The sequence below is a fragment of the Pseudomonas sp. PHC1 genome (genome assembly GCF_046487845.1).
GTDB classification, from domain to species: domain Bacteria; phylum Pseudomonadota; class Gammaproteobacteria; order Pseudomonadales; family Pseudomonadaceae; genus Aquipseudomonas; species Aquipseudomonas sputi.
Window position 1 is genome coordinate 145,731 of sequence record NZ_JBJXHJ010000002.1, and the last position, 17,130, is coordinate 162,860.

Consider the following 17,130-nt stretch of genomic DNA (forward strand, 5'->3'; position numbering starts at 1 on the left):
AGCCCGCTCCCACAGGGTCATGTGCAAACTTTTAGAAGTCCTTGCACAACCGCAGGGCGTCGTAGATGGCGGCGTGGGTATTGCGCTGCGCCACGCAGTCACCGATGCGGAACAGCAGGTAACCGTCGCCAGTGCTGCTCAGCGAAGGTTGCGGCTGGATCGCGAACAGCGCCTCGACGTCGATCTGACCCTTGTTGCGCGAGCCGTCCTTGAGGGCGTAGTAGATTTCCTCGTCCGGGCGCACGCCGTTCTCGACGACCACCTGATCCACCACCCGCTCCTCTTTGGCGCCGGTGTATTCGTTCTCCAGCACCGCGACGAGCTTGTCGCCTTCGCGGTAGACCTTCTCCAGCATCATGTCGCCGGTCATGATCACTTCTTTCGGGTACATGCTGCGGTAGTAGGTCGGGAACGACGTACCGCCGATAGCCACGCCCGGCTTGATGTCGTCGGTGACGATCTCGACCTGGCTGCCCTTGTCGGCAAGGAAGTCGGCCACCGACATCCCGGTGAATTCGCAGATGGTGTCGTAGACCAGCACGTTCTTGCCCGGCGCGACCTTGCCGTCGAGCACGTCCCAGCTGCTGACCACCAGCCCTTCGGCGGCGCCCCAGTGTTCGTTCTGTTCCAGGTACGGATGCCCGCCAACGGCCAGCACCACGATGTCCGGGCGCAGGTCCATGATGGTGTCGGCATCGGCAGCAGTGCCCAGGCGCAGGTCGACTTTCAGGCGTGCCAGTTCCAGCTGGAACCAGCGAGTGATGCCGGCGATCTGGTCACGCTGCGGCGCTTTCGAAGCCGTGGTGATCTGCCCGCCGATGAATTCCTTCTTCTCGAACAGGGTCACGTCGTGGCCACGCTCGGCCGCCACGCGGGCAGCTTCCATCCCCGCCGGGCCGGCACCGACGATCACCACCTTGCGTTTCGGCCCGGTGGATTTCTCGATGATGTGCGGCACGCCCATGTATTCACGGGAGGTCGCGGCGTTCTGGATGCACAGCACGTCCAGACCCTGGTACTGACGGTCGATGCAATAGTTGGCACCGACGCACTGCTTGATCTGGTCGACCTGGCCCATCTTGATCTTGGCGATCAGGTGCGGGTCGGCGATGTGGGCGCGGGTCATGCCGACCATGTCGACGTAACCGCCCTCGAGGATCCGCGTCGCCTGGTTCGGGTCCTTGATGTTCTGCGCGTGCAGCACCGGAACCTTGACCACTTCCTTGATCCCGGCCGCCAGGTGCAGGAACGGCTCCGGCGGGTAACTCATGTTCGGAATCACGTTGGCCAGGGTGTTGTGGGTGTCGCAACCCGAGCCCACGACGCCGATGAAATCGAGCATGCCGGTGTCGTCGTAATACTTGGCGATCTGCTTCATGTCTTCGTGGGACAGACCGTCCGGGTGGAACTCGTCACCGCAGATGCGCATGCCGACGCAGAAGTCGTCACCGACCTCGGCACGCACCGCTTTCAGGACTTCCAGACCGAACTTCATCCGGCCTTCAAAGGTGCCGCCCCATTCGTCGGTCCGCTTGTTGACGCGCGGGCTCCAGAACTGGTCGATCATGTGCTGGTGCACGGCCGACAGTTCGACGCCGTCCAGGCCACCGGCCTTGGCGCGGCGAGCCGCTTGCGCATAGTTGCCGATCACCCGCCAGATTTCTTCCGGCTCGATGGTCTTGCAAGTGGCGCGGTGCACCGGTTCACGGATGCCCGACGGCGACATCAGGGTCGGCCAGTGGAAACCGTCCCAACGGGAGCGACGGCCCATGTGGGTAATCTGGATCATGATCTTGGCGCCGTGCTTGTGCATGGCGTCGGCAAGATTCTGGAAGTGCGGAATGATCCGGTCGGTGGACAGGTTCACCGAACTCCACCATTGCTGCGGGCTGTCGATCGCCACCACGGACGAACCGCCACAGATCGCCAGGCCGATGCCGCCCTTGGCTTTCTCTTCGTAATATTTGACGTACCGTTCGGTGGTCATGCCGCCGTCGGTCGCGTAGACCTCGGCGTGTGCGGTGCTGAGCACGCGGTTGCGGATGGTCAGTTTGCCGATCTGGATCGGCTGAAACATTGCTTCGAAAGCCATGGCGGGTTCCTCGACTTACAACGGCTTGACGGTGAACAGGCCGTCGTCGTGGCCTTCTTCGGAGCCACCGTAGACCTGCTCGGCCACGGTGCGGATCTGGCTGCCGCGGGCGGCGAGGATCTGGTCCATGGCACCGGCAAACCAGCCGGTGAACATGTAGTCGACCTTGCGCCCGACCTTGCCGTAGACGTAGACGAATGCCGAGTGCTCGAGCTTGACGCTGGCAGTGCCTTTGTCCAGGTCGATGTCCTGGATCTTGAACAGACCCCAGCCGCGCTGCGACAGGCGCTTCATGTAGTGCTCGAACACCGCGACGCCTTCCAGGCCGTGGCACTCGGCTTCTTTTTCACACCAGTGCCAGGCGGATTTGTAGCCGGCCTTGTAGAGGATTTCGGCGTAGGCATCGGCGCCCAGCACTTCTTCGATGCCCATGTGGTTGTTGACGAAGAAGTGGCGTGGCACGTACAGCATCGGCAGGGCGTCGGAGGTCCAGACACCGGTCTCGCTGTCGACTTCGATTGGCAATTGCGGGGCGATCTTGGCCATGGAAACTTAACTCCAGAAAAATTTTGGTGTTGCCCCCGGCGCGGACGGCCGGGGGAAAGTATTCGGGAAGCGGCGGCTTATTCGCCCCAGACGTCCTTGAGGACGTTCACCCAGTTTTCGCCCATGATCTTGCGTACGACTCGCTCGGAGTGGCCGCGCTTGAGCAGGGTTTCGGTCAGGTTCGGGAACTCGCCGACAGTGCGGATGCCCAGCGGGTTGATGATCTTGCCGAAGTTGGTCAGACGGCGGGCGTAGCCCTTGTCGTGGGTCAGGTATTCGAAGAAGTCCTGACCGTGCCCCTGGGTGAAGTCGGTGCCGATGCCAATGGCGTCTTCGCCGACCAGGTTCATGGTGTACTCGATGGCTTCGGCGTAGTCGTCGATGGTCGAATCGATGCCCTTGGCCAGGAACGGCGCGAACATGGTCACGCCGACGAAACCGCCGTGGTCAGCAATAAACTTAAGCTCTTCATCGGACTTGTTGCGCGGGTGCTCTTTGAGCCCCGACGGCAGGCAGTGGGAATAGCAGACCGGTTTTTTCGATTCGAGGATGACTTCCTCGGAGGTCTTGGAGCCGACGTGAGACAGGTCGCACATGACGCCGACGCGGTTCATCTCGGCGACGATTTCGCGACCGAAGCCCGACAGGCCGCCGTCACGTTCGTAGCAACCGGTGCCCACCAGGTTCTGGGTGTTGTAGCACATCTGCACGATGCCGACGCCGAGCTGCTTGAACACCTCGACATAGCCGATCTGGTCTTCGAACGCATGAGCGTTCTGGAAGCCGAAGAGGATGCCGGTCTTGCCCTGCTCCTTGGCCTTGCGGATGTCGGCGGTGGTGCGGACGGGGATCACCAGATCGCTGTTTTCGCGAATCAGTTTCTGGCTGGCGGCGATGTTGTTGACCGTTGCCTGAAAGCCTTCCCACACCGACACGGTGCAGTTGGCCGCCGTCAGACCGCCCTTGCGCATGTCTTCGAACAGCTCGCGGTTCCATTTGGCAATGATCAGACCGTCGATAACGATGCTGTCGGCGTGTAATTCGGCTGGGCTCATCAGGCGTCCCCTTATTGGCGATTCATGCGCCGAATCGTCTGCCGGCGCTTTGGGGCCAGCATATGCCTCGGTGCGCGACCAGCCGGGTGCAAAAACGACAGGGGAATTGCCGAAAGCGTCAATCCGCGACAAAGGGTCGCCAACCGGTCCGAGCGGCCACCTGTTCAAGCCCGCGAGCTTGAGCCAGAATCTGCCGCATCCCGGAAACACCACTGGATTAGAGCGGCGACATCAATGAAATCGATCTTCCTGGCCCTGGCCCTGATTGCGACCGGCATACACGCCGCCGAAGAGTCCGACAACAACCCGTGCGACGCGGTGGAAAACGACATCCAGACCCTGGAATGCTCGGCCTACAGCCGCACCACCGCCGAGGACTTGCTCAAGGACAACTACGCCAGCCTGAGCGAGCGCATGCAGACCACCTACGGCAAGAACCCGGCGCAACTGGCCGACATCACCGCCAAACTCAAGGCCGCCCAGCAACAATGGCTGAAAACCCGCGACGCCGACTGCGCCGTCGAAGCCTTCCCGGCGACGGACGGCAGCAAGGCGTTCAAGATTGCGCAGAATGACTGCGTGGCGCGGATGAGTGACGAGCGGTCGGAATTTTTGGAGTCGATCGGGCAGGAGTGAGGAGCGTTCCCGCAAGAATCGGGCAGGAATGATGACACCCCATTCTCATGACGCCATGAAAGGCGACTTGAAGGGACGCTTCTGCAACGACGGGATGGGCGCGTATTCATAACCCAACGCGCGGATGTCCATGACGTGTCTGACGGTTCTCGTCCATGGCGCCAGCGTGTCATCAAGGTTATGACCGGGTGGCCCACCACTGATCGGCGTGTAATGCGGAGCCCATTGCGGATTGTCCAGCGCCATTTGTGCCTGCCAATTCGCCCAGATCCTGTCGATATTGCAGTGGTGCAGGAAGAACACCGGATCTTCAGGGGAGGTCATGGCCAACATGTTGCCCCCTATCCACAGATGGACGCGGTTGTGCAGCTGCGAACCCGGGGTTGTGACCTGAGGATCACCTCGTTGCGTGATCCACCCCTCCAGTCGATTGCGAAATCCCCTGGTGTATGGGCCGGAATCGTAAGGCGGCGTGTCGTACAACCACTCTCGCATCGCCATGTCTACGTCTGCAGACGTCGGAAGCGAGGTCACAAGAACGCCGAACTGACGCTTGAGACCAGGTTCCGTCTCACCGTTTTCCGGGTAGGCCGGAACCGGCCAGTTTCCGTACTGGTGAGCAAAAGGTCCGGTCTGTACTCGATCATGATCACCTGGGCTGCCATTGCCGCCCATCCATTCATCACTCCAGACGGGTGAGTTTGTCGGATCAAACGCGTCCTGAGTCCAGTCCCAATACGGCAGAGTCACTTGAGGATCAATCGCAAGCAAATCCGCCTCGAACTGCATCAACATTTCTCGATGCCATGGCAGAAATGCCGGACCGAGGTGGGCTCCATTTCGATACTCAGGATCTTGCGGTTCCCAAGGATGCACAGTGGGTTTCATCACTTGGTGATGCCAGTGCACATATTTGTCGTACCCCCCATTGCGCTTGAGGGCGAGCAGACAGTTGATGAATGCGGCCCGCTCGAAGGCTGTGTGCGAGCGAATTTCTTTCCTGACGATCATTGTGCGACTCCTTTGCCGGAACAGTCGTTCTTGGGTTCAGAACCGGTGATGGCCCTCGCATCAATCTTCGAAGCAATGTCGATAAGGATCTACTGTCAGAAATAACAGGTAGCGGTCTGTATCCGACAAACGGAAATTCGGCGTCGCCCTTACCGAGCTTCGGTGCAAGGCTACTTGCGCGAAGATTGCAGCGGCATTTGGCATCACCGCCAACCAGCTTGAGCTGTAAGCTGCACCTCTTCAGCCAATCAAGGGATTCACATGAATATCTGCGGTATCGAAATCAAAGGCAGTGAAGCAATCATCGCCGTGGCGTCCCTCGACGGTTCGGTGCTGAGCCATGTGGCGCTGAGCACCAAGAAAATAGCGCTGGACGATGACGACGAGGCGGCCAACGTCAAACGGTTCGCCGCGCAGGTCGCATCGTTCGTGCGCGAGAACGCCATTGATCGCATCGCGATCAAGAAGCGCAGCAAGAAGGGCGAGTTTGCCGGTGGGCCGACCACGTTCAAGATCGAGGGTGTGTTTCAGTTGCTGGACGGTTGCGAGGTGACGCTGCTGTCGCCGCAGACGATCAATGCCCAGGCCAAGAAGCACAATTTCGAGCTGCCGGGCACGCTGAACAAGTATCAGCATGAAGCCTACAAGGCAGCGTGCTCGGCATTGGTGAAGAAGTAACTAGCCCGTTTTACGCGCGCTCAGCCAGTCGCCGAAGGACTTGTCTTCCAGCGCATAGCCCCCACGGCTCGACTTCCACACCAGCTCCTTGTCGCGCAGGGCATCGATGCAGGCCTGAATGGTCTGGGTGCCCGGCACCACGTCGCTGCCCATGTTTTCCAGGGCCTTGCCGACGGCCATGAGCGTGCTGTCAGTGAACGGCGCAAATGGCTCGTTGTTTCGTGAGCGCTCCACCATCACCTCCAGCACGGCGCGCTGAGGGATGGTCAGCGCGTTCCAGGCGCTCTCGAACTCGGTCCACACGCCTGCGCGCAACAGTTCGGCACGGCTCTGCAGCAACCGCCCCAGATTGCTGGCCTCGCCCAGCTCCAGTGCCACCTCACCAATGATGGTGCGCAACATCTCCGGGCGCCGCCCCACCAACTCAAAGGCATCGTCGATATCGGCGGCACTGAACTGATTGGTCTCGGCCAGATGGGCGTTGAGGTGCAAGGTGTACGCCTGGGTGAACTCTCTCCCCAACAACGGGAAGGGTGTGATGCTCGAGCCGAAAAACGGTTGGCTCTTGCCCAGCACCAGATGGGCGAGTTTGTCGCGATTGGAACCGGTGAACACCAGATGCAAACCGCTGCCCTCGCCTTCCCGTCCCTGATTGAGCTGATCCCGTGCAGCCTTCAGGGCAAACATCGCGTTGATGCCCGCGGCGGTGGTGAGCGCGTGCTGGGCCTCATCGATCACCAGCACGACGGATTTTTCGGCGGCGCTGTGGAGCAGTTCCAGCGCTTGCGTCAGGGTCGCGCCGGCCGGCAGTTGCGGCTTGGTGAAATCCCAGGACAAGGTGCGCAGAAAGCTGAGTTTTTCGATGCCGAGATTCTTCGCCAGTTTGCGGATGCCCTTTTCAAAGGGTGCCAAGGCACCGGCAATGGCACTGGCGATCAGGTCGGCAGGGTCTTTTTCCTTGTCGGCCCACAAGTCGACGTAAACCGTCAGCCAGCCTCGGGCCTGGCATTCCGGGATCAGATCCTCTCGAAGAAAGGTACTTTTGCCCGTGCGACGCGGCGCTGCCAGAAACAGGCCGGAGGTGAAATCCTGCAAACCTGCACCCACCAGACCATCGGCAACGCTGCGGGCCAGAGCGGGGCGGCGGAAGACGAAGCCGTTGCTTCTGGACATGGTTTTTACACTCAATTATTCAAACAACTATAATTTATACCACAAAGTATAATTAACTATAATTGTCCGTCAAACGGTCTCCCGTCGTCGGTCCTCCCGCGGACACCGAGCAAACTTCGCCCGGTAGCTGCGGGTGAAATACGACGGTGATTCAAACCCGCAGGCGATGCTGACTTCCAGCACGCTCATGTCGGTCTGGCGCAACAGTTGCCGGGCCTTTTCCAGTCTCAAGCGCAGATAGAAATTGCTCGGCGTGTCGTTCAGGTGCAGACGGAACAACCGCTCCAGTTGCCGGCGCGTCACCTTGATCGATTCCGCCAGCTCCAGCGTGGTCAGCGGTGGTTCGCTGTGCTGCTCCATCTCGCCAATCACATGCACCAGTTTCTTGTTGCTGATGCCGTAGCGCGTGGCGACTTCCATGCGTTGGTGGTCCTTGCGCGGACGAATCCGCCCCAATACAAACTGCTCGCTGACCTGGATCGCCAGTTGCGGGCCATGGGCCTGGGCGATCAGGTCGAGCATCAGATCGATGGACGCGGTGCCGCCGGCAGACGTGATGCGCCGACGGTCGATCTCGAACAGCTCCTGAGTAACGCTGAGCTGTGGATAAGATTCCTTGAAGGCGTCGATGGCCTCCCAGTGCAGGGTCAGGCGATGGCCATCGAGCAGGCCCGCCTCGGCAAGGACGAAGCTGCCGGTGTCGATGGCGCCGAGGGTCACGCCTTCGTTGTCCAGCCGTCGCAGCCAGTGCTCCAGCGCCGGGGTGGCGAATTTCAGCGGTTCAAAACCGGCGACTACCAGCAGCGTTGCCCCTTTCTTCAGCGGCTCCAGCGCCGCATCGGCGTTGACCGACATCCCGTTGCTAGCCAGCACCGCCCCGCCATCGGCGCTCAACACGTGCCAGCGGTACAGCTCGCCGCGAAAGCGATTGGCCACCCGCAGCGGTTCGATCGCAGAGATGAAACCGATGGCGGAAAAACCCGGCATCAACAGAAAGTAGAAATCCTGGGACATGGCGCGCACTCGATTCGCGGGTAGCGTGCAACGTTGATACGCCAGTTGTCGGCGGCATTCAAGAGCACAGGTCGCTGCAGTGCAATAGCTGGTCGCCGCAGTGCGTTTTTACGGGGGCATTGCTGCGTAATTTGAGCATCACCGGCGCATCAGACACCGGAACCCACAATAACGACCTGCCGAGGAACCCGACATGAAACGACTGATCAGCAGCTGTGTTCTCGCACTCAGTGGTACCGCGTTTTTAAGCGCCAGTGTCATGGCAGCCGATGCCGCATCCTGTCAGAACGTACGCATGGGCGTCGTGAACTGGACCGACGTGATCGCCACCAGCGCCATGGCTCAGGTACTGCTCGACGGCCTCGGCTACAGCACCAAACAAACCAGCGCGTCCCAGCAAATCGTCTTCGCCGGGATCCGCGACCAGCGTCTGGACCTGTTCCTCGGCTACTGGAACCCGCTGATGACCCAGACCATCACCCCGTTCGTCGAAGCCAACCAGGTCAAGGTGCTTGAAGCGCCAAGCCTCAAGGACGCGCGCGCCACCCTCGCCGTGCCGACCTATCTGGCCGACAAGGGCCTGAAAACCTTCGCCGACATCGCCAAATTCGAGAAAGAACTGGGCGGCAAGATCTACGGCATCGAACCCGGCTCGGGCGCCAACACCCAGATCAAGGCGATGATCGCCAAGAACCAGTTCGGTCTCGGCAAGTTCCAGCTCGTGGAATCGAGCGAGGCCGGGATGCTCGCCGCCGTTGACCGCGCCGTGCGTCGCAAGGAGGCCGTGGTGTTCTTCGGCTGGGCGCCGCACCCGATGAACGTCAACGTGCAGATGACCTACCTGACCGGCAGCGACGACGCCCTCGGCCCGAACGAAGGCATGGCCACCGTGTGGACCGTCACCGCGCCGAAATACGCCGAACAATGCCCGAACGTCAGCCGCCTGCTGAGCAACCTGACGTTCACCGCCGAAGACGAGAGCCGGATGATGCAGCCGCTGCTCGATCACAAGGACGCTTTCGAATCGGCCAAACAATGGCTCAAGGATCACCCGCAGGACAAACAGCGCTGGCTCGAAGGCGTCACCACTTTCGATGGCAAACCGGCGGCTGAGAACCTCCAGCTCACCAGCAAGTAAACCGCAACGAACGAACCACTTCGCAGCCCGCCACGGGCTGCGAACAGACCCATCACGCCTGAAGGAAAACGCACCATGAACCACGACGTCATCATCACCTGCGCACTCACCGGTGCTGGCGACACGACCGCCAAGAGCCCACACGTGCCGGTCACCCCGAAACAGATCGCCGCTGCCGCGGTGGAAGCGGCCAAGGCCGGCGCCACGGTCGTGCACTGCCACGTCCGTGACCCGCAGACCGGCAAGTTCAGCCGCGACGTGGCGCTGTACCGCGAAGTCATGGAGCGCATTCGCGAAGCCGACGTCGACATCATCGTCAATCTCACCGCCGGCATGGGCGGCGACCTGGAAATCGGCCCGGGCGAGAGCCCGATGGAGTTCGGCCCGAACACCGATCTGGTCGGGCCGCTGACCCGCCTGGCCCACGTCGAAGAACTGCTGCCGGAAATCTGCACCCTGGATTGCGGCACCCTGAATTTCGGCGACGGCGACACCATTTATGTCTCCACCCCGGCCCAACTGCGCGCCGGTGCCAAACGCATCACCGAACTGGGCGTTAAGGCCGAGCTGGAGATTTTCGACACCGGTCACCTGTGGTTCGCCAAACAGATGATCAAGGAAGGCCTGCTCGACAACCCGCTGTTCCAGCTGTGCCTGGGCATTCCGTGGGGTGCGCCGGCCGACACCACCACCATGAAAGCCATGGTCGACAACCTGCCCGCCGACGCGGTGTGGGCCGGGTTCGGCATCGGCCGGATGCAGATGCCGATGGCGGCGCAGGCGGTGCTGCTCGGCGGCAACGTGCGGGTCGGCCTGGAAGACAACCTGTGGCTGGACAAAGGCGTGCTGGCGACCAACGGCCAACTGGTCGAACGCGCCACCGAGATCCTCAGCCGCCTCGGCGCCCGCGTGCTGACCCCGGCTGAAGGTCGCAAGAAAATGGGCCTGACCCAGCGCGGCTGACATCCCCCTTTCCCCCGGTGGGCGGGCCATTGACGCCCACCGTTTTTTTGCCTCATTCCAGGAAGTGACCATGAGCTTTATCACCGAAATCAAAACCTTCGCAGCACTGGGCAGCGGCGTCATCGGCAGCGGCTGGGTCGCCCGCGCCCTCGCCCACGGCCTCGACGTGGTGGCCTGGGACCCGGCGCCGGGCGCCGAAGCGGCGCTGCGCAAGCGCGTGGCCAACGCCTGGGGCGCACTGGAGAAAAACGGTCTGGCGCCGGGTGCTTCGCAGGATCGCCTGCGCTTTGTGGCGACCATTGAAGAATGCGTGCGCGATGCGGATTTCATCCAGGAAAGCGCCCCGGAACGCCTCGAACTGAAACTGGAGCTGCACAGCAAGATCAGTGCAGCGGCCAAGCCGAATGCGTTGATCGGCTCCAGCACCTCCGGCCTGTTGCCGAGCGAGTTCTACGAGAGCTCGACCCACCCGGAACGCTGCGTGGTCGGTCACCCGTTCAACCCGGTTTACCTGCTGCCACTGGTGGAAGTGGTCGGCGGCAAGAACACCGCGCCGCAAGCGATTCAGGCGGCGATGAAAGTCTACGAAGCCCTCGGCATGCGCCCGCTGCATGTGCGCAAGGAAGTGCCGGGCTTTATCGCCGACCGCCTGCTCGAAGCGCTGTGGCGCGAGGCGCTGCATCTGGTCAACGACGGAGTGGCAACTACCGGCGAAATCGACGATGCGATCCGCTTTGGCGCCGGTCTGCGCTGGTCATTCATGGGTACGTTTTTGACCTACACCCTGGCCGGTGGCGATGCCGGCATGCGTCACTTCATGTCGCAGTTCGGCCCGGCGCTGCAACTGCCATGGACCTACCTGCCGGCACCGGAACTGACCGACAAGTTGATCGACGATGTGGTGGACGGCACCCGCGAGCAACTGGGCCGGCACAGTATTTCGGCGCTGGAGCGCTATCGTGATGATTGCCTGCTGGCGGTGCTTGAGGCGGTGAAGACCACCAAAGAAAAGCACGGGATGAGTTTCAGCGAGTAACCGATCGTTCCCACGTCGAGGCGTCGAACCGTCTGCGTGGGAATGCAGCCCGGGACGCTCCGCGTCCCAAAAGCGTGACGCAGAGCGTCACAGGAGGCGTTCCCACGCAGAGCGTGGGAACGATCGCATCAGGAGAAAACATGCCCACCCTCACCACCTACCAAACCCGCATCATCCCCGACTGGGTCGACTACAACGGCCACCTGCGCGACGCCTTCTATCTGCTGATTTTCAGCTACGCCACCGACGCCCTGATGGATCGCCTCGGCATGGACAGCAACAACCGCGAAGCCAGTGGTCACTCGCTGTTCACCCTCGAACTGCACCTCAACTACCTGCACGAAGTGAAGCTCGATGCTGAAGTCGAGGTGCGCACGCAGATCATCGGCCACGACCAGAAACGCCTGCACCTCTATCACAGCCTGCACCTGGCCGGCGGTGACAAGGAGCTGGCCGGCAACGAACAGATGCTGTTGCACGTCGATCTGGCCGGGCCGCGTTCCGCACCGTTTACCCCGGACACCCTGGGCCGTCTGCAAGCCATCGTCGCCGAGCAGGCCGATCTGACCGCTCCCGCTTACATCGGCCGGGTCATCGCCCTGCCCCCAGCCCGGTAAATCCACCCATCGAAAGGAGCCGTCATGCAAACCGCCGCCGTTGCCGATTTCCGTACCTATCCGTTGATCAGCGCGCTGAACGGCGTGCAGAACCTGGCGGATCGCGTCCTGATCGAATGGGCCGACGGGCGCGTCAGCCCGTTCCACCATGTGTGGCTGCGCGACAACTGTCCGTGTCCGCACTGCGTCTACAGCGTCACCCGCGAACAGGTGTTCGAGATCGTCGATGTGGCGCAGGATCTGTCGCCCTCCGCCGTGCACATCGACACCGATGGCTGTCTGCGCATCGACTGGCAGGACGGCCACCTCAGCCGCTTCGATGCCGGCTGGTTGCGCGCCCATGCCTACGACGACGAATCCCGCCACGAACGCCTCGCCGCCAAACCGAAACCCTTCCTGTGGCGCAGCGATTTGCAGTTGCCGGTGTTCGACTATGCAGCCCTGATGAACGACAACGCCGCGTTGCTGCAATGGTTGCTGGCGGTACGCGACATCGGCCTGACCCAGGTGCGCGGCGTGCCCACCGCACCCGGTTCACTGAAGCTGATCGCCCAGCGCATTTCGTTCATCCGCGAGAGCAACTTCGGCGTGTTGTTCAACGTGCAATCGAAGGCCGACGCCGACAGCAACGCCTACACCGCATTCAACCTGCCATTGCACACCGACCTGCCAACCCGCGAGCTGCAACCGGGGCTGCAATTTCTGCATTGTCTGGTGAACGACGCGGAGGGCGGCGAGAGCATTTTCGTCGACGGCTTTGCGATTGCCGAAGCCCTGCGCCAGGAAGATCCCGCGTCGTTTCGGGCGCTGTGCGAGATCCCGGTGGAGTTTCGCAACAAGGATCGCCACAGCGACTATCGCTGCCTGGCGCCGATCATCGCCCTGGATGCGTTGGGCCGGGTTGCGGAAATCCGCATGGCCAACTTCCTGCGGGGCGCGTTCGACACGTCCGTGGAGCAGATGCCCCTGCTGTATCGCGCTTACCGACGCTTCATCGCCATGACCCGCGAGCCACGCTTTCGGGTGGTGCAGCGGCTCAGTCCGGGCGAGCTCTGGTGCTTCGACAACCGCCGTACCCTGCACGCACGCAACGCGTTCGATCCGGCCACCGGAGCCCGGCATTTTCAGGGCTGCTACATCGACCGGGATGAGTTGCTGTCGCGGATTCTGGTGTTGCAGCGCTAGCCCGCGTCAACGCTGTTCGCAGGCAAAAAAAGCCCCGATACAAGCCGTGACAGGATCGGGGCGAGGGTACTGTTGAGGAGCTGCCGTGGCGAGGGTGACCAAACCTTCGTGAAGCAAGCTGAAGCCAGTGTGCCCACTCCCCCTGCCGGCGAGTTAGTCGAAAACGACCTGTTCATAGCCGTCGCGGCCACTGCGACAAATCGCCCTTGCCGTGTCTGTGCAGGCCTACCAGAATCGAGCCACGACCTCCGTTGCCGAAGAAGGATTCGCGTCATGATGTATGCCGATTTGATTGATCAGGAAGACCTGCTGGGCCAGCTCAAGTCGTTGGGATTCGAAGTACCGTCGGGCTCTACTGCCCAGCAAGCCTGCGAGTGCGCGGTGCGGGGTCTGGACGATGTGCGCGCCAACACGCTGCGCACCATGGTCAAGCAAATGTACACCAGCAGTGCGAGCATTCAGCCGATCGTGCGCGAAGCCATCGACAAGCAGTTGCTGCCGGCCCTGGCGCAGTATCAGCAAACCCGCGCCTGAAGACTTGGGCGTGATCGTTCCCACGTCGAGGCGTCGAACCGTCCGCGTGGGAATGCCTCAACGGACGCTCCGCGTTCGGTCTCTGGGGACGCAGAGCGTCCCGGGCTGCGTTCCCACGCAGAGCGTGGGAACGATCCTTCAGGCTGCGATCTTTCTTTTAGAGACGCACGCTGGCGAACGTTGACTCGTTGCGCGCCTGGCTCAGCGCCGACATCGGCCCGGACAGCGGCGACATCACGATGGCCTGCGGCAGCGGCATCATCGCCACCTGCTGGGTGGTATTGGAGCCGACGCGCTCGTCACGCGGCGGAATGCCGAAATACTCGCGGTAGCACTTGGAGAAGTGCGGCGTCGAGACGAAGCCGCAGACCGACGCCACTTCGATGATCGACATCGGCGTCTGCTTGAGCAATTGCCGGGCGCGGATCAGGCGCAGCTTGAGGTAGTAGCGCGACGGCGAGCAGTGCAGGTATTTCTGGAACAGGCGTTCGAGCTGGCGACGGGACACGGCGACGTACACCGCCAGTTCGTCGAGGTCGATCGGCTCTTCCAGGTTGGCTTCCATCAGCGCAACGATTTCCTGCAGTTTCGGCTGGTTGGTGCCGAGCATGTGCTTGAGCGGTACGCGCTGGTGATCCTGTTCGTTGCGGATGCGTTCGTAGACGAACATCTCGGAGATCGCGGCGGACAGTTCACGGCCGTGATCGCGGCTGATCAGGTGCAGCATCATGTCCAGCGGCGCGGTGCCGCCGGAGCTGGTGAAACGGTTGCGGTCGAGGGTGAACAAACGGGTGCTCATCGCAACGCGCGGGAAAGCTTCCTGCATCGCCGCCAGACATTCCCAGTGCACGCTGCAATCGAAACCGTCGAGCAGGCCGGCGCAGGCCAGGGCCCAGCTGCCGGTGCACACGGCACCGAGGCGGCGCGACTGGCGCGCCTGGCTTTGCAGCCACGAGACGTGTTCACGGGTCACCGTGCGTTGAATGCCGATCCCGCCGCACACGATAACGGTGTCGAGGGCCGGGGCTTTATGCATGGAGGCGTCGGGGGTGATCTGCAGACCGTCACTGGCCCAGACCTGACCGCCGTCGACGGTGAGGGTGGTCCAGCGATACAGCTCGCGACCGGACAACTGGTTCGCCATGCGCAGCGGTTCGACTGCCGACGCAAGGGAAATCAGCGTGAAATTGTCCAGCAGCAGAAAGCCGATGGATTGAGGCGCACGGTTCTGGGTTTGAGCCCCTGAGTTGAACGACGTCATCGCGGTATCTCCTCACACAAAGCGGGTGATGGCCTCAGGCGGAGGCTCTTGTTATTGCCATCGTTCTCTTGCGTGAGACGGGCTTGGTTATGACAGAGCAAATGCCATGCCTAAATTTGAATGGCTGTTCAATAACTCCTGAAAACGACGTAGCGATGCGTCTATACAAGCGCTCCGCCGAAGGCTAATTCGAAGTGCCATCAGCGGCCGCGAAAGCCCTGCCCCGGAGCGTGTGAGCAAATCGGTAGCACTTGTGGGAACTGGCCTGCGCGCGATTGTCCTACAGTGTCACCGCAGGCACAGGTGACGGACGGTAGCGTCTTCGAATCAGGCGCTGGAGGTGGGAAAGGCTCTTATCTGATAGCGACGCGCCAAAAGGTGGCGCGTTTGATATCCGGTGCTCACTTGGTGCGCAGTTTTGACTGGTCTGGCGGTATCAGCATTCCACCGCGCTGACCGCCAAGCCGCCCCGAGAGGTCTCTTTATATTTGTCATGCATGTCGGCGCCGGTATCACGCATGGTGCGGATCACCCGGTCCAGCGAGATGAAGTGCTGACCGTCCCCACGCAACGCCATCTGTGCCGCGTTGATCGCCTTCACCGCCGCAATCGCATTGCGTTCGATGCACGGCACTTGCACCAGACCGCCCACCGGATCGCAGGTCAGGCCGAGGTTATGTTCGAGGCCGATTTCCGCCGCGTTGCACAACTGTTCCGGGCTTGCGCCGAGGATTTCGGCCAGCCCTGCAGCCGCCATCGCACAGGCCGAACCGACCTCCCCCTGGCAACCCACTTCAGCGCCGGAGATCGAGGCGTTCTTCTTGCACAGTATTCCCACCGCCGCCGCCCCGAGGAAGTAGTCGACCACGTTGGCGTCGGTCACCGCCTCGCTGAATTTCATGAAATAGTGCAGCACCGCCGGAATGATCCCCGCCGCGCCGTTGGTGGGTGCCGTGACCATGCGACCGCCGGCGGCGTTTTCCTCGTTCACCGCGAGGGCGAACAGGTTGACCCACTCCATGGCGCTGAGGGTCGAGCCGATCACGTTGGGCTTGTTCAGTTCCTGAAGGCTGCGGTGCAACTTCGCCGCGCGACGGCGCACATTGAGACCGCCGGGCAGGATGCCCTCGTGCTTGAGGCCCTGCTCGACGCAATCCTGCATCGCTCGCCAGAGCTTCATCAGGCCGGCGCGGATTTCCTCTTCGCTGCGCCAGACCTTCTCGTTGGCCATCATCAATTCGGCCACGCGCAGGTTGTGGGTCTTGCACAGTTCCAACAGCTCTACCGCGCTGGAAAAATCATAGGGCAACTCGGTGCGATCCAGATCCACCACGCCGCTGGAGGCCTGCGCCTCGTCCACCACAAAACCGCCGCCGACCGAATAGTAGGTGTCGCGATGCAGTTCACCGTGATCGCCTTCGGCAACCAGGGTCATGGCGTTGGGGTGGAACGGCAGGTTCTCGTCGATCAGACGCATGTCGCGGGCCCATATAAAGGGCACCGACAAACGACCGTCGAGCAACAGCGTGTGGGTTTCGCGCAAGGCCTGGATCCGCGGGCCGATCTGCGACGGGTCGATCGCGTCCGGCCACTCGCCCATCAGGCCCATGATCACCGCGTTGTCACTGCCATGACCGACACCGGTGGCGGACAGCGAACCGAACAACTGCACCTCGACGCGACGTACTTGCTCCAGCAGGTGCCTGTCGCGCAATGACTCGACAAACAGAGCGGCGGCGCGCATGGGGCCGACGGTGTGGGAACTGGAAGGGCCGATGCCGATTTTGAACAGGTCGAAAACGCTGATAGCCATTGCTGCAGAGCTCCTGAGAATGCCGGTCCGGGGCGTGAAGCGCCCGCTGGCGGAGCTGCTACGCTCAAGCTGCGATCCGCCGGAATGCCCGCATCATCAGGCTTTTCCCGGGTCGTTCGGCGTCTCACACCGACGTACTCATGCCCACAAACGCCGTGCCGGTTTCAGCCCGTGTTTTCGCCGTTTTTATGCGGTTCAGATGGCCAGAAAGGGCAGAAAAAAGCTGTAAACGACGTCACTGACACTGGATGCGACCATCCCTGTACTGGATACGACGCACCCGGTAGGCGTCAGATTTTCACTGGTACATGATCGTATCGACTCGATTGCAAGGCGCTGCGGTAGAGCTGTCTCCAGAACGCCATCCAACCGCAACCC

General features: G+C 61.7%; 16 protein-coding genes. 8 read left to right on the forward strand and 8 right to left on the reverse strand.

The genetic code is table 11. The annotated features are described in order from the left end of the window. Positions 1-31: 31 nt before the first annotated feature. The 3 genes from dgcA to ACKJSM_RS03185 all read right to left on the reverse strand — a co-directional run bounded on the left by dgcA (position 32) and on the right by ACKJSM_RS03185 (position 3,693). Positions 32-2,092, reverse strand: a complete 2,061-nt coding sequence (dgcA, locus tag ACKJSM_RS03175; RefSeq protein ID WP_064599960.1) for a dimethylglycine demethylation protein DgcA — start codon at positions 2,090-2,092, stop codon at positions 32-34. A gap of 15 nt (positions 2,093-2,107) precedes the next feature. Further along, positions 2,108-2,638, reverse strand: a complete 531-nt coding sequence (locus ACKJSM_RS03180) for a DUF5943 domain-containing protein (protein WP_011336290.1) — start codon at positions 2,636-2,638, stop codon at positions 2,108-2,110. 77 nt (positions 2,639-2,715) lie between these two features. Continuing rightward, positions 2,716-3,693: a dipeptidase gene (locus tag ACKJSM_RS03185; protein WP_039768004.1), complete on the reverse strand. Its 978-nt coding sequence runs from the start codon at positions 3,691-3,693 to the stop codon at positions 2,716-2,718. A 234-nt stretch (positions 3,694-3,927) separates the two neighbouring features. Between ACKJSM_RS03185 and ACKJSM_RS03190 the strand changes: the two genes are divergently transcribed. After that, entirely contained in the window at positions 3,928-4,329 is a 402-nt protein-coding gene (locus tag ACKJSM_RS03190; protein WP_410236600.1) for a lysozyme inhibitor LprI family protein, read from the forward strand. Positions 4,330-4,374: 45 nt separating this feature from the next. Here the strand turns inward: ACKJSM_RS03190 and ACKJSM_RS03195 are convergent, their stop codons facing one another. After that, positions 4,375-5,340 carry a tyrosinase family protein gene (locus ACKJSM_RS03195; protein WP_410236601.1) on the reverse strand — a complete coding sequence of 322 codons (966 nt, stop codon included), beginning with the start codon at positions 5,338-5,340 and terminating at the stop codon, positions 4,375-4,377. A 261-nt stretch (positions 5,341-5,601) separates the two neighbouring features. Between ACKJSM_RS03195 and ACKJSM_RS03200 the strand changes: the two genes are divergently transcribed. Beyond that, entirely contained in the window at positions 5,602-6,018 is a 417-nt protein-coding gene (locus ACKJSM_RS03200; RefSeq protein ID WP_410236602.1) for a DUF3010 family protein, read from the forward strand. Here ACKJSM_RS03200 and ACKJSM_RS03205 read toward each other — a convergent pair whose 3' ends face one another. Then, on the reverse strand, positions 6,019-7,191 hold the full coding sequence (locus tag ACKJSM_RS03205; RefSeq protein ID WP_410236603.1) for a hypothetical protein: 1,173 nt from the start codon (positions 7,189-7,191) through the stop codon (positions 6,019-6,021). Positions 7,192-7,260: 69 nt separating this feature from the next. Further along, the gene (locus ACKJSM_RS03210) at positions 7,261-8,205 is read right to left on the reverse strand and encodes a GlxA family transcriptional regulator (RefSeq protein WP_065260197.1); all 945 of its coding nucleotides are present in this window, start codon (positions 8,203-8,205) and stop codon (positions 7,261-7,263) included. Between the two features lie 193 nt (positions 8,206-8,398). Between ACKJSM_RS03210 and ACKJSM_RS03215 the strand changes: the two genes are divergently transcribed. From ACKJSM_RS03215 to ACKJSM_RS03240, 6 genes are all read left to right on the forward strand, one after another. Further along, positions 8,399-9,343 (forward strand): choline ABC transporter substrate-binding protein, encoded by a 945-nt coding sequence (locus tag ACKJSM_RS03215; protein WP_236178891.1) that lies wholly within the window; start codon positions 8,399-8,401, stop codon positions 9,341-9,343. 75 nt (positions 9,344-9,418) lie between these two features. Further along, positions 9,419-10,306 carry a 3-keto-5-aminohexanoate cleavage protein gene (locus ACKJSM_RS03220; protein WP_039768000.1) on the forward strand — a complete coding sequence of 296 codons (888 nt, stop codon included), beginning with the start codon at positions 9,419-9,421 and terminating at the stop codon, positions 10,304-10,306. 70 nt (positions 10,307-10,376) lie between these two features. Continuing rightward, complete coding sequence (locus tag ACKJSM_RS03225; protein ID WP_410236604.1) at positions 10,377-11,342, forward strand: L-carnitine dehydrogenase; 966 nt, start codon at positions 10,377-10,379, stop codon at positions 11,340-11,342. Positions 11,343-11,482: 140 nt separating this feature from the next. Next, entirely contained in the window at positions 11,483-11,959 is a 477-nt protein-coding gene (locus ACKJSM_RS03230) for a thioesterase family protein (protein WP_410236605.1), read from the forward strand. 24 nt (positions 11,960-11,983) lie between these two features. Next, a complete protein-coding gene (locus ACKJSM_RS03235) occupies positions 11,984-13,144 on the forward strand; it encodes a gamma-butyrobetaine dioxygenase (protein WP_410236606.1) in 1,161 nt (386 codons plus the stop codon). A 273-nt stretch (positions 13,145-13,417) separates the two neighbouring features. After that, on the forward strand, positions 13,418-13,678 hold the full coding sequence (locus ACKJSM_RS03240; RefSeq protein WP_085688602.1) for a hypothetical protein: 261 nt from the start codon (positions 13,418-13,420) through the stop codon (positions 13,676-13,678). A 157-nt stretch (positions 13,679-13,835) separates the two neighbouring features. On the opposite strand, the gene ACKJSM_RS03245 is transcribed toward ACKJSM_RS03240, so the two are convergent. Both ACKJSM_RS03245 and ACKJSM_RS03250 read right to left on the reverse strand, forming a co-directional pair. Next, on the reverse strand, positions 13,836-14,939 hold the full coding sequence (locus ACKJSM_RS03245) for a GlxA family transcriptional regulator (protein ID WP_236178888.1): 1,104 nt from the start codon (positions 14,937-14,939) through the stop codon (positions 13,836-13,838). Positions 14,940-15,375: 436 nt separating this feature from the next. After that, entirely contained in the window at positions 15,376-16,752 is a 1,377-nt protein-coding gene (locus tag ACKJSM_RS03250; RefSeq protein ID WP_236178887.1) for an L-serine ammonia-lyase, read from the reverse strand. Positions 16,753-17,130: the final 378 nt, after the last annotated feature.

Excerpts from the sequence above, each read along its gene's own strand:
- dgcA (WP_064599960.1), bottom strand. The coding sequence starts at position 2,092 with ATGGCTTTCGAAGCAATGTTTCAGCCGATCCAGATCGGCAAACTGACC.
- ACKJSM_RS03180 (WP_011336290.1), bottom strand. The coding sequence starts at position 2,638 with ATGGCCAAGATCGCCCCGCAATTGCCAATCGAAGTCGACAGCGAGACC.
- ACKJSM_RS03185 (WP_039768004.1), bottom strand. The coding sequence starts at position 3,693 with ATGAGCCCAGCCGAATTACACGCCGACAGCATCGTTATCGACGGTCTG.
- ACKJSM_RS03190 (WP_410236600.1), top strand. The coding sequence starts at position 3,928 with ATGAAATCGATCTTCCTGGCCCTGGCCCTGATTGCGACCGGCATACAC.
- ACKJSM_RS03195 (WP_410236601.1), bottom strand. The coding sequence starts at position 5,340 with ATGATCGTCAGGAAAGAAATTCGCTCGCACACAGCCTTCGAGCGGGCC.
- ACKJSM_RS03200 (WP_410236602.1), top strand. The coding sequence starts at position 5,602 with ATGAATATCTGCGGTATCGAAATCAAAGGCAGTGAAGCAATCATCGCC.
- ACKJSM_RS03205 (WP_410236603.1), bottom strand. The coding sequence starts at position 7,191 with ATGTCCAGAAGCAACGGCTTCGTCTTCCGCCGCCCCGCTCTGGCCCGC.
- ACKJSM_RS03210 (WP_065260197.1), bottom strand. The coding sequence starts at position 8,205 with ATGTCCCAGGATTTCTACTTTCTGTTGATGCCGGGTTTTTCCGCCATC.
- ACKJSM_RS03215 (WP_236178891.1), top strand. The coding sequence starts at position 8,399 with ATGAAACGACTGATCAGCAGCTGTGTTCTCGCACTCAGTGGTACCGCG.
- ACKJSM_RS03220 (WP_039768000.1), top strand. The coding sequence starts at position 9,419 with ATGAACCACGACGTCATCATCACCTGCGCACTCACCGGTGCTGGCGAC.
- ACKJSM_RS03225 (WP_410236604.1), top strand. The coding sequence starts at position 10,377 with ATGAGCTTTATCACCGAAATCAAAACCTTCGCAGCACTGGGCAGCGGC.
- ACKJSM_RS03230 (WP_410236605.1), top strand. The coding sequence starts at position 11,483 with ATGCCCACCCTCACCACCTACCAAACCCGCATCATCCCCGACTGGGTC.
- ACKJSM_RS03235 (WP_410236606.1), top strand. The coding sequence starts at position 11,984 with ATGCAAACCGCCGCCGTTGCCGATTTCCGTACCTATCCGTTGATCAGC.
- ACKJSM_RS03240 (WP_085688602.1), top strand. The coding sequence starts at position 13,418 with ATGATGTATGCCGATTTGATTGATCAGGAAGACCTGCTGGGCCAGCTC.
- ACKJSM_RS03245 (WP_236178888.1), bottom strand. The coding sequence starts at position 14,939 with ATGACGTCGTTCAACTCAGGGGCTCAAACCCAGAACCGTGCGCCTCAA.
- ACKJSM_RS03250 (WP_236178887.1), bottom strand. The coding sequence starts at position 16,752 with ATGGCTATCAGCGTTTTCGACCTGTTCAAAATCGGCATCGGCCCTTCC.